This window comes from Stenotrophomonas sp. 278, assembly GCF_003935715.1.
Classification (GTDB): domain Bacteria; phylum Pseudomonadota; class Gammaproteobacteria; order Xanthomonadales; family Xanthomonadaceae; genus Stenotrophomonas; species Stenotrophomonas maltophilia_AH.
This window is the reverse complement of the sequence record NZ_RHPP01000139.1, coordinates 1-10,852: the sequence shown is the minus strand read 5'-3', so window position 1 is coordinate 10,852 and position 10,852 is coordinate 1. Positions and strand designations below refer to the sequence as shown.

Annotated in this window: 10 protein-coding genes and 1 pseudogene; 8 read left to right on the top strand and 3 right to left on the bottom strand. The window is 66.5% G+C overall.

The genetic code is table 11. The annotated features are described in order from the left end of the window. Nucleotides 1–321 precede the first annotated feature (321 nt). Complete coding sequence (gene tyrS / locus EGJ34_RS18050) at nucleotides 322–1,536, bottom strand: tyrosine--tRNA ligase (RefSeq protein ID WP_125361850.1); 1,215 nt, start codon at nucleotides 1,534–1,536, stop codon at nucleotides 322–324. 169 nt (nucleotides 1,537–1,705) lie between these two features. On the opposite strand from tyrS, the gene EGJ34_RS18045 reads away from it, so the two are divergent. From EGJ34_RS18045 to EGJ34_RS18035, 3 genes are all read left to right on the top strand, one after another. Beyond that, the gene (locus tag EGJ34_RS18045; RefSeq protein ID WP_125361849.1) at nucleotides 1,706–3,169 is read left to right on the top strand and encodes a M23 family metallopeptidase; all 1,464 of its coding nucleotides are present in this window, start codon (nucleotides 1,706–1,708) and stop codon (nucleotides 3,167–3,169) included. 83 nt (nucleotides 3,170–3,252) lie between these two features. Continuing rightward, nucleotides 3,253–4,377 carry an anhydro-N-acetylmuramic acid kinase gene (locus EGJ34_RS18040; RefSeq protein ID WP_125361848.1) on the top strand — a complete coding sequence of 375 codons (1,125 nt, stop codon included), beginning with the start codon at nucleotides 3,253–3,255 and terminating at the stop codon, nucleotides 4,375–4,377. Between the two features lie 111 nt (nucleotides 4,378–4,488). Beyond that, complete coding sequence (locus EGJ34_RS18035; protein ID WP_125361847.1) at nucleotides 4,489–4,716, top strand: hypothetical protein; 228 nt, start codon at nucleotides 4,489–4,491, stop codon at nucleotides 4,714–4,716. Between the two features lie 95 nt (nucleotides 4,717–4,811). Here EGJ34_RS18035 and EGJ34_RS18030 read toward each other — a convergent pair whose 3' ends face one another. Both EGJ34_RS18030 and EGJ34_RS18025 read right to left on the bottom strand, forming a co-directional pair. After that, nucleotides 4,812–6,188, bottom strand: a complete 1,377-nt coding sequence (locus tag EGJ34_RS18030) for an MFS transporter (RefSeq protein ID WP_125361846.1) — start codon at nucleotides 6,186–6,188, stop codon at nucleotides 4,812–4,814. Next, complete coding sequence (locus EGJ34_RS18025; RefSeq protein ID WP_125361845.1) at nucleotides 6,185–6,985, bottom strand: exodeoxyribonuclease III; 801 nt, start codon at nucleotides 6,983–6,985, stop codon at nucleotides 6,185–6,187. The genes EGJ34_RS18030 and EGJ34_RS18025 overlap by 4 nt, the downstream gene beginning before the upstream one ends. A gap of 164 nt (nucleotides 6,986–7,149) precedes the next feature. On the opposite strand from EGJ34_RS18025, the gene pyrE reads away from it, so the two are divergent. The 5 genes and pseudogenes from pyrE to EGJ34_RS18000 all read left to right on the top strand — a co-directional run. Continuing rightward, nucleotides 7,150–7,809 (top strand): orotate phosphoribosyltransferase, encoded by a 660-nt coding sequence (gene pyrE, locus EGJ34_RS18020; protein WP_125361844.1) that lies wholly within the window; start codon nucleotides 7,150–7,152, stop codon nucleotides 7,807–7,809. Between the two features lie 22 nt (nucleotides 7,810–7,831). Then, a complete protein-coding gene (locus EGJ34_RS18015) occupies nucleotides 7,832–8,521 on the top strand; it encodes a hypothetical protein (protein WP_125361843.1) in 690 nt (229 codons plus the stop codon). A gap of 112 nt (nucleotides 8,522–8,633) precedes the next feature. Further along, the gene (locus EGJ34_RS22775; RefSeq protein ID WP_260477049.1) at nucleotides 8,634–8,777 is read left to right on the top strand and encodes a potassium-transporting ATPase subunit F; all 144 of its coding nucleotides are present in this window, start codon (nucleotides 8,634–8,636) and stop codon (nucleotides 8,775–8,777) included. Between the two features lie 12 nt (nucleotides 8,778–8,789). Beyond that, nucleotides 8,790–10,511, top strand: coding sequence for a potassium-transporting ATPase subunit KdpA (gene kdpA, locus EGJ34_RS18005; protein WP_125361842.1), 1,722 nt, complete (start codon nucleotides 8,790–8,792; stop codon nucleotides 10,509–10,511). Nucleotides 10,512–10,522: 11 nt separating this feature from the next. Continuing rightward, a pseudogene (locus EGJ34_RS18000) lies at nucleotides 10,523–10,852 on the top strand (potassium-transporting ATPase subunit B); the annotation flags it as partial.

Here is a 10,852-nt window from a genome sequence, read left to right as displayed (position 1 = left end):
GCGACCCGGAGGTCTTTTCGTCGAAGCGAGCCGCCTATTATGTCAGGCTTTTCGTTTCCGTCAACACCTTTTTTCGAGGTTGTTGGCGATCCGTTCCGTTGCCGTGGCCGCCTTGCGGTGACCCCTGCGTCGGGGGAGGGAAAGTATGTGCCCTTCCGGTGAATTTGGGAAGGGGGTTGGTGAAATTTTTTTGACGTTGCGTGAAGAGCAGCCGGGCAAGCCCGGCTCTACGTCAAAGCGTGTCATTGCACGGGCGCGTGGCGACGCGTTCGTCGATGCGGTGCGTCAATGTTGCGAAGGCGCGGCACGCCCGGCTCTACATCAGGGAGACGCAACCAGGAGGACGCGGGCGAAGTTGCGCTTGCCGACCTGCAGCAGGCCTTCGAAGCCGGGGGTGAACATCTGCTGGGCGTCTTCCACCACCTCACCGTTGACCTTCACCGCACGCTCCTTGAGCTTGCGGGAGGCCTCGGAGTTGCTGGGGGTCAGGCCGGCGGCGGTGAGCAATGCACCAATACGCAGGCCTTCGGCCGGGATGGCCATTTCCTGCAGCGGCAGCAGGCTGACGTCGCCCTGCCCGGTCACGGCGGCGTTCCAGCCGGCAACGGCCAGTTCGGCGGCGTCGGCGTCGTGGAAACGGGTGGTCAGCTCACGGGCCAGGCGCAGCTTCACCTCGCGCGGGTTGAGGCTGCCACCTTCGACCTGCTCACGCAGGCTGAGCGCTTCGGCCTGGCTGATGTCGAACGACAGCAACTCGATCCAGCGCCACATCAGGTCGTCGCCGATCTTCATGGTCTTGGTGACCATGTCGATGGCGGGTTCGCTGATGCCGATGTAGTTGTTGAGCGACTTGGACATCTTGGCCACGCCGTCCAGGCCTTCCAGCAACGGCATGGTCAGCACGATCTGCGGCTTCTGCCCGTAATGCTCCTGCAGGCCGCGGCCCATCAGCAGGTTGAACTTCTGGTCGGTGCCGCCCAGTTCCACGTCCGCTTCCAGGGCAACCGAGTCGTAGCCCTGCACCAGCGGGTACAGGAACTCGTGCAGGGCGATTGACTGCTGGGCGGCGTAGCGCTTGGCGAAGTCATCCCGCTCGAGCATGCGCGCGACGGTGTGCTGCCCGGCCAGACGGATCATGTCGGCCGCGCCCATCTTGCCGAACCATTCGGAGTTGAAACGGACTTCGGTCTTTTCGCGGTCCAGCACCTTGAACACCTGCTCCTCATAGGTGCGGGCGTTGGCAAGCACGTCGTCCTTGCTGAGCGGCTTGCGGGTGACGTTCTTGCCGGACGGGTCGCCGATCATGCCGGTGAAGTCACCGATCAGGAAGATCACCTGGTGGCCCAGGTCCTGGAACTGGCGCAGCTTGTTCAACAGCACCGTGTGGCCCAGGTGCAGGTCCGGCGCGGTGGGGTCGAAGCCGGCCTTCACCCGGAGCGGGCGGCCGCTCTCCAGCCGCTGGCGCAGCTCCTCGATCTTGAGGATCTCGTCGGCCCCGCGGCCGATCTGGGCGAGGGCTTGATCAATCGATGACACGGTTCAACTCCCGGCGGTGCCGTATTTATATGAATGACGTTAAGTACAAGTTAACCGCAAGTGCTTCACAAAATCCAATAGGCACAAGGGTTTGACGCGATATTTATACCTGTCTATGGTAACCGGCGTTTAGGCCCGAGTTGCCGGGTCAGCCAGGAACCGCTCGACAATGCTGAACTCCGATCAAGGCCGCGCCCGCAAGCAGCGCTTCAAGGAACGCCTCAACGTTCTTCACGACACTGCCCTCCATCGGAAGCTCAAGCAGCATCTTCCTGCGGCCTTCAACGAGCGCTGGACCCGCCGCCACTGGATGCACGCCAGCCTGTTCGCCACCATTGGCGCACTGGTTGCCACCATTGTGCCGGGCTTCTCGCACACCATCGACGGCCCCTACTCGGCCGATCATTCCACCCTGGCCCTGCCGTTACCGCCGCTTTCGCTGGAACGCCAGAACCAGACGCCGGGTGACAGCTGGCAGGTGCTGCGCGTGCAGCGTGGCCAGACCCTGAGCGACCTGTTCGACGAGGCCGGCATTCCGGCCACGGTGATGCACCAGGTGCTGGACCACCCGGGTGTGCGCGACTCGCTGGTGAAGCTGCGTCCGGGCACCGAGATCGCCTTCGATGTCCCGCTGTCGGGCGACCTGCGGGCGATCCGCTACAACCGCGATGGCGACAACCGCGTCGAGCTGAGCCTGAAGGACGGCAAGATCAGCGAGCAGATCACCAAGCGCGAGAGCTCCACCCGCCGGGTAGTGACCAGCGGTGAAATCACCAGTTCGCTGTACGCGGCGGCGCGCAAGGCCGGGCTGTCGCCTTCGGCGATCGCGACGATGACCGACGAGATCTTCAAGTACGACATCGACTTCTCCAAGGACATCCAGCCCGGCGATCGCTTCAGCGTGGTGCTGGATGAAACCTGGCGCGAAGGCGAGAAGGTGGACACCAGCAAGATCCTGGCGGCCACCTTCACCTCCGACGGCAAGACCTACAGCGGCTTCCGCTTCGACCGCAACGGCAAGTCGGAGTACTTCGACGTCAGCGGCCGTCCGCTGAAGAAAAGCTTCATCCGCATGCCGATTCCCTTCGCCCGGCTGAGCTCGACCTTCGGCGCGCGCCGTCACCCGGTGCTGGGCAAGATGCGCATGCACAAGGGCGTGGACTACGCCGCGCGCACCGGTACCCCGATCATGGCGGCCGGCGATGCCCGCGTGCAGTTCGCCGGTGTGCAGCGCGGCTACGGCAACGTGGTGATCCTGGATCACGGCAAGGGACACACCACCCTGTACGGGCATATGTCGCGCTTCGGCAAGATCAAGACCGGCCAGCGCGTGGCGCAGGGCACGGTGATCGGCTACGTGGGTTCCACCGGCCTGGCCACGGGCCCGCATCTGCACTACGAATTCCGCGTCAATGGCGTGCACCGCAACCCGCTGTCGGTGACCATGCCGCCGCCGGAACCGTTGAAGGGGGCCGAACTGGTCGCCTTCCGTGCGCAGACCGCGCCGGCGCTGGCGCGTATCCAGGGCATGGAGAAGCTGATCTACGCCGATGCGAGCCCGGCTCCGCAGGGAGCGTCGGCTGATAAAGCGACGGCCAGTGCGGCCAAGCCGGCCAAGAACACGCGCGGTTGAGGGTGTGCAGCCACGCAGGGCGTGGCTCTACGGGCTTGGGATTGCGATGATGGGCGGGTTCTTTGACGGGACCCGCCTTTTTCATGACTGCCGTTGACCCTGCCCTCCCCCTTTACCTGGGCCTGATGTCGGGCACCAGCGCCGATGGCATCGATGCCGCGCTGGTGCAGTTCCCCGCAAACGGGGGGTGCCGCTTCGTGCACGGCCATACCCACGCCTGGGACCCGGCGCTGCGCGCCGAGCTGATCGCGCTGGGCGAAGGCGGCGGCCTGGACTCGCTGGATACGCTGGGCCGGATCGACGCGCAGATCGGCCTGCGCTTTGCCGATGCCGCGAACGCGTTGCTGGAGGCGAGCGGCGTGGATCGCAGGCAGGTCCGGGCGATCGGCTCGCATGGGCAGACGGTGCGGCACCGGCCGCTGGCTGTCCCGGCCTTTACGCTGCAGCTGGGCGATGCCAACCGGATTGCCGAAGCGACAGGGATTACCACCGTGGCCGACTTCCGCCGCCGGGACGTGGCCGCGGGCGGCCAGGGTGCGCCGCTGATGCCGGCATTCCATCTGGCGATGCTGGGTCAGAGCGACGAAGACCGCGCGATCCTCAACCTGGGCGGCATTGCCAACCTGACCCTGATCCCGCGCGGGGGCGTGCCGCGCGGCTTTGATACCGGCCCGGCCAATGCGCTGATGGATGCCTGGTGCCAGCAGCATCTGGGCGTGCCGTTCGATGCGGACGGTGCGTTCGCGGCCAGCGGGCAGATCGATGAAGCACTGCTGGCGCAGTGGCTGGCCGAGCCGTGGTTCGCCCTGCCGCCACCGAAGAGCACCGGCCGCGAGCAGTTCCACCTGGACTGGGCGGCGTCCGCGTTGGCAGGAAGGACGCTGGCGGCTGCCGACGTCCAGGCGACCCTGCTGGAGCTGACCGCCGCCACCGTGGCCGACGCTCTGCAGGTGCATCTGCCCGAGGCCCGTCGCGTGCTGGTCTGCGGCGGTGGCGTGCGCAACCCGCAGTTGTTGCGCCGCCTCAGCGCGCGGCTGCCGGGCGTGTTGGTGGAGTCCAGCGCGGTGCACGGGCTGGATCCTGATTACATGGAAGCGATGGGCTTTGCCTGGCTGGCGCAGCGCACGCTGGATGGGCTGGCGGGCAACCTGCCGAGCGTGACCGGGGCGCAGGGGCCGCGGATTCTGGGGGCGATTCACCCGGCCTAGGTGAACGCATCAGTTCCGGCGGCGCGCGGACGTATTGCCCGCGCCCCATGGCAGGCGCATGATCGCAGCTGTTGTGCCGTGGGGGCGGTGCTGTACGCAAGGGGAGAACACATGGCCGATCTGGTGCTGCGCGATCTTGATCCGCTGCTCGACGAACGCATCCGTCGCGTTGCCGTGGCACGCGGGTGGACGCGCGAGTACACCTGCGTGGTGCTGCTGGAACAGGGGCTGTTCTCCAGCGAGCTGGAGGTGCGCCATGGGTTCCAGAACCCGGAGGTGGATGCCCTGGCCGATGCCATCGCGGCGCTGCAGGCGCTGCCGGATGCGAAGTCGTTCTGACATTCCCTGGGCCGGCCAACGGCCGGCGCTACCGGGATCCCAACCATCGGTAGCGCCGGCCGTTGGCCGGCCCACGCGATGTCATTCCCGGGCGGTCAGGCGGCAGCCGCACGTTGCCGCCGCTGCTGCCAGATCAACCCCAGGCACAGCAGCACCACCGGAATGGCGATCAGCGCGGTCCCGATGAAGAACAGCGCGTAGCCTTCCAGCAGGGTACGGCCCTGCGCGAGGCTCTGCACGGCCCAGCCGGACAAGCCCTTCAAGGCCTTGCCGGGCATGGCGTAGAACGAGCTGAGCAGTGCGTACTGGGTGGCGGTGTAGCCGATGCTGGTCAGGCTGGACATGTAGGCGATCAGGGCGGTGCCGGCAAACCCGCTTGCGACGTTGTCGATGGCCATGGCCACGGCGAAATACGTGGTGTCCGGGCCGACATAGGCCAGCCAGGCGAAGGCCAGATTGGAACACGGTCCCAGCACCGCACCGACCACCAGCGTCACCAGGACGCCCCAGCGCACCGCGATCAGGCCGGCCAGCGCGATGCCGACGAAGGTGGCGACCAGCCCGACCGAGCCGCGTACGGCACCGACCACGTCTTCGTCCAGCCCCAGGTCCACATAGAACGGGTTGGCCATCGGGCCCATGATGAAGTCGGCCATACGGTAGGCACTGATCGCGACCAGGATCAGGATGGCACCGCTGCGGTGCTCCTTGATGAAGGCCACGAACGGGCCGACCACGGCATCGAACAGACCCCGCGGGGTCCACAGCGCGGCGTTCTGGCCCTTCACCGCCGCAATTTCGCGGGCCGGCTCCTTGGCCACCAGCACGGCCGCCACGCCGACCATCATCAGCGCGGCCATCAGTTCGTAGGAGATCTGCCACCCCACGCGCGCGGCCACCAGCAGGATCAGTGCGTCGGTGACCAGCAGGGCGCTGCGGTAGCCGAGCGCGGAGGAGGAGGTCAGCAGGCCGAGCTGCTCGCTGTCCTTGGCGCTTTCGATGCGCCAGGCATCAATGACGATATCCTGGGTGGCCGAGGCGAAGGCGACGATGACCGCCATGACCCCGAACACCACGATGTGTTCCCAAGCGATGCCGAGGAACTGGATGTGCCCGCCCTTGGGCTGCACCAGCGCCATGCCGACCAGGCCGGCGGCGACCACGATCTGCGACAACAGCATCCAGCCGCGGCGACGGCCAAGGCGGGCGAACCCGGGCACGTCGGTACGGTCGACGATCGGGGCCCACAGGAACTTCAGGGTATAGGCCAGACCGACCCAGGACAGGAAACCGATGGTGCTGAGATCGATGCCTTCCTTGCGCATCCAGAAGCCGAGCGTGTTGCCGACCAGATAGATCGGCAGGCCGGAGCTGAAGCCCAGCAGCAGCATGGCCAGGACCTTTTTATCGGTCAGGTTGGCCAGCACCCGCTGCCACGGGCGTTGGCGCTTGGCAGCAACCGCTTCACTCATGGGATGTAGTCCACCGTGAACGGTGCATGGTCGGAGAAGCGCTCGTCGCGGTAGATCGAGCAGCTGCGCAGGCGCTCGCGCAGGCCGGGACTGACGAACTGGTAGTCGATGCGCCAACCGACGTTGTTGGCCCGGGCCGCGCCGCGGTTGCTCCACCAGGTGTAGTCCTCGCCCTGCGGGTGCAGCAGGCGGTAAGCGTCGGTCCAGCCCTGGCCGGCGGCGATGTCCATGGCCTGGTCGGTGTCCACGCACTGGCCGTTGAGCCAGTCGCGTTCGGGCGGCAGGCAGCCGGAGTTCTTCTGGTTGGACTTCCAGTTCTTGATGTCCAGCGCCGAACGCACGATGTTCCAGTCGCCGCACAGCACGTAGTCGCGGCCGCTGGCCAGCCACTGCGCCAGGATCGGGCGCAGCCATTCCATCACCTCGTACTTGAAGCCCTGGCGCAGGTCGCCGGAGCTGCCGGAGGGGATGTAGAACGAGACCACGCTGAGGTTGCCGTAGCGGGCCTCGATGTAGCGGCCTTCGTCGTCGAAGGGGGCCCAGCCCAGCGAGGTGATGACCTGGTCGGGCTCCTTTTTGCTGTAGATGGCCACGCCGCTGTAGCCCTTCTTGGTGATGGCGTCGCGGTAGAAGCAGTGATGGCCGTCCGGGCGGAACATGGGGTCGGACAGCTGGTCTTCCTGGGCCTTGGTTTCCTGGATGCACAGCACGTCGGCATTCTGGGCGCGGAACCAGTCAAGGAAGCCCTTGTTGGCGGCGGAGCGGATGCCGTTGGCGTTGAAACTGATGATGCGCATGCGTGTCCAGGGTTGGTGCGGGAACCGACAAAGCATACCGGGTTGCCCGGGCCGGCGGCTGGCCGGATCCGGCCGCTGCAGAGGCCTGCGACCGCCTGCCGCGAGCCTGAATTGGGGCGGATGGATTAGCATCTGCGCTCCAAAGAGAATTGAATAGTCATTAGATGAGCGACCATCGTCACCGTTTCCTGCAATTGGCCCTGACCGCCGACGCGCTGCGTTTTGGCCAGTTCACCCTGAAGTCGGGCCGCCTGAGCCCGTATTTCTTCAACGCCGGCCGTTTCGACTCCGGTGCCCGCATGGCCCAGCTGGCGGCCTGCTACGCCGACGCCGTGGAAGCCACCGGGCTGAAGTTCGACGTGGTGTTCGGCCCCGCCTATAAAGGCATTCCGCTGGCCACCGCCACCGCCTGCGAATTCGCCCAGCGCGGCCGCGACCTGCCGCTGTCGTTCAACCGCAAGGAAGCCAAGGATCATGGCGAAGGCGGCAACCTGATCGGCGCGGACATGAACGGAAAGCGCGTGCTGATCGTGGACGACGTGATCACCGCCGGCACCGCCATCCGCGAGGCGCTGACCATCATCAAGAGCGCGGGCGGTACCCCGGCCGGCATCGTGGTGGCGCTGGACCGCCAGGAGATCGCCTCGGAAACCGACCGCCGCTCGGCGGCCCAGTCGGTGGCCGAAGAAGCCGGCATTCCGGTGGTGGCGGTGGCCACGCTGGCGGATCTGCTTGATTTTGCCTCTGGAAATCCGGAACTTGTCGGATACCGGCAGCCGCTGGAGGACTATCGGTCCCGTTACGGCAGCCGTCCTACGCGTTGATTGCAGCAGGGGGCTGCCCACCATGTCCAGGTTCACCACGTTTTCGCTCACCGCCACCGCGCTGGCCCTGCTTGTGGCCGCACCCGTGCTGCAGGCCCAGGACCAGCGCCCGAAGTACGAGCGGGTGCAGGCCAAGCCGAAGAAGCTGTACTGCTGGAACCAGGGCTCCGAGCGCATCTGCAGTGATGCCCTGCCCCAGAACGCGGTGAACAACGCGCGTGAGGAATTCGGGGTCAAGAGCGGTCTGCGCCGGGGTTCGGTGGACCGCACCCTGACCGAAGAAGAGCGTGCCGTCGAAGCGGTGGCCGCGGCCCAGCGCCAGCTGGACGAGGCGGCACAGGAAACCCGCGACCGCACCGAGCAGGCGATGCTGGTCACCTATCAGAACGAGGACGACCTGCGCCGCGTGTTCAACGAGCGCACCGGCATCCTGGACAACAACGTGCAGACCGCCAGTTACAACGTGGCGAGTCTGCGCGAGGCACTGGTGACGCTGCTGTCCAGCGCGGGCGACCGCGAGCTGGCCGGGCAGCCGGTGCCGCCCAAGCAGAGCGAAGACATCCGCCAGCGCCATACCGAACTGGTGGCGCAGCAGCGCCTGCAGGCTTCGTTCATCGCCCAGCGCAAGGCGCTGGATACGGAGATCGAGGAGACCCTGCAGCGGTATCGGGTGTTGAAGGGGACGGCGGTCGCCAACGATCCGCGGGGTTGATCGCGATTTTTATGGCTTTTTTACGCCCGGGCGACGGCCCGGGCGTGGAGCGTTTACGGGGGTGAGGCGGACGATGGCGGCCTGACGTGGAGTGGTTCCACCTGGACGTCCCATGAGCCTGATTCTGCCTGTTGTTGCCGCCGCAGCCGCGACGCCACCCACCCTGCCCGCCTGGCTTGCCCTGGTCTGCGGCGTGCTGGTGATCGTTGCCGCTGCCTACCTGCTGTACGTCGTGCTTGCGCCTGAGAAGTTCTGAGCGGAGCCGACCATGACCGAGATCGTTCTGATTCTTGTGGCCAGCATCGTGCTGGCCTTTCCGCTTGGGCTTTACCTGGCCCGCGTGATGCGCGGCGGGCCGATGCCCGGCGATGCCGTGTTCGGGCTGATTGAAAAGCCCCTGTACTGGGCGCTGGGTGTGAACCCGGCGCGCGGCATGAACTGGCGGGGCTATGTGGGCGCGTTCCTGCTCAGCAACGTGGTAATCGCGGTGCTGGTGCAGATCGTGTTCATGACCCAGGCCTGGTTGCCGTTCAACCCGGACCAGATTCCCAACATGCGCTGGGATACCGCGCTGCACACGATGGTGTCGTTCCTGACCAACACCAACCAGCAGCATTACTCTGGCCAGGCGCAGCTGTCGTACTTCGCGCAGATGACCGCGATCACCGGCCTGCAGGTGGTCACGCCGATGATGGGCCTGGCCCTGCTGGTGGCCACCCTGCGTGCGTTGTTCATCAAGACCGACGCGTCGGCGGCAACCGCCCAGGCCGAGCCGGTTGCCAACGGTGACCGCGTGGTCAACGTCGGCAACTACTACGCCGACGTGGTGCGCGCCTGCGTGCGCTTCCTGCTGCCGCTGTGCCTGCTGTGGGCGGTGCTGCTGACCAGCCAGGGCGTTCCGTCGACGCTGGCAGGTGGCCCGACCGCTACGCCGATTGATGCAGCAGCCGGCATGGACGGCCAGAAGCTGCCGCTGGGTCCGGTTGCCGCAATGGTCGCGGCCAAGCAACTGGGTGCCAACGGCGGCGGCTGGTATGGCCCCAACAGCAGCGTGCCGCTGGAGAACCCGACGCCGCTGTCCAATGCGATCGAGCTTGTCAGCATCCTGCTGATTCCGATCGCCGTGGTGTTCATGCTGGGAGCGTTCACCGGACGCAGGCGCCTGGCCGGCCTGGTGTTCGGCTGCATGCTGGCGATGTCCAGCGTCTCGGTGGCGGCCACGGTGTGGCTGGAGGGCTACTCCTCCACCGCGGCCAGCCCACTGCTGATGGAAGGCAAGGAAGTCCGCTTCGGCTCGGATGGCACGGCGCTGTGGGCGGCCGTGACCACCCAGGTCACCAACGGGTCGGTCAACGGCATGCATGACTCGCTGAGTCCGCTGGCCGGCGCGGTGCCGATGGTGAACATGCTGGTGGGTGCGATCTGGGGCGGTATCGGCTGCGGCCTGCTGCAGTTCATCGTCTACCTGCTGCTGGGCGTGTTCCTGGCCGGCCTGATGACCGGGCGTACCCCGGAACTGTTCGGGCGCAAGCTGGAAACGCCGCAGATCCGTCTGCTCGCACTGCTGATCCTGCTGCAGCCGATCACCCTGCTGGTGCTGACCGGCATCACCCTGGCGGTGCCTTCGCTGACCGGCAATTCCAATCCCGGCTTCCATGCGATCAGCCAGGTGTTCTACGAGTACGTGTCGGCGTATGCCAACAACGGTTCGGGCTTCGAGGGGCTGGGCGACGCCACGCCGTGGTGGAACCTGACCTGCACGCTGGTGCTGATACTGGGTCGCTACCCGCTGCTGATCCTGCCGCTGGTGATCTGCGCGCAGCTGGCGGCCAAGCGCCGCGCACCGGAAACCGCCGGCACGCTGCAGCTGGAAACCCCGACCTTCGGCATCACCCTGATCGCGGTGATCGTCATCCTGACCGTATTGCAGTTCATGCCGGCACTGGTGCTGGGCCCCGTGGCCGACCACCTGTCGCTGACCCTGCAGTGAGACACCATTCCATGAGTACGCTTCCCTTGAATGCCTCTTCTCCGCGCCGCCAGCGTCTGCTCGACGCGGCCGGCCTGCGCCGCGCCCTGCGCGATTCGGTGACCAAGCTGTCGCCGCGCCACCTGATCCACAGCCCGGTGATGGCGGTGGTGATGGTGGGCACGCTGGTGGCGTTGCTGGTCACCCTGACCGGCAACGCTCCGCTGGGTTTTGGCCTGACCGTGACCGCGATCCTGCTGCTGACGGTGCTGTTCGGCAACTTCGCCGAAGCCGTTGCCGAAGCGCGTGGCCGCGGCCAGGCCGCGTCGCTGCGACGTGCCCGCCAGGACCTGACCGCGCGC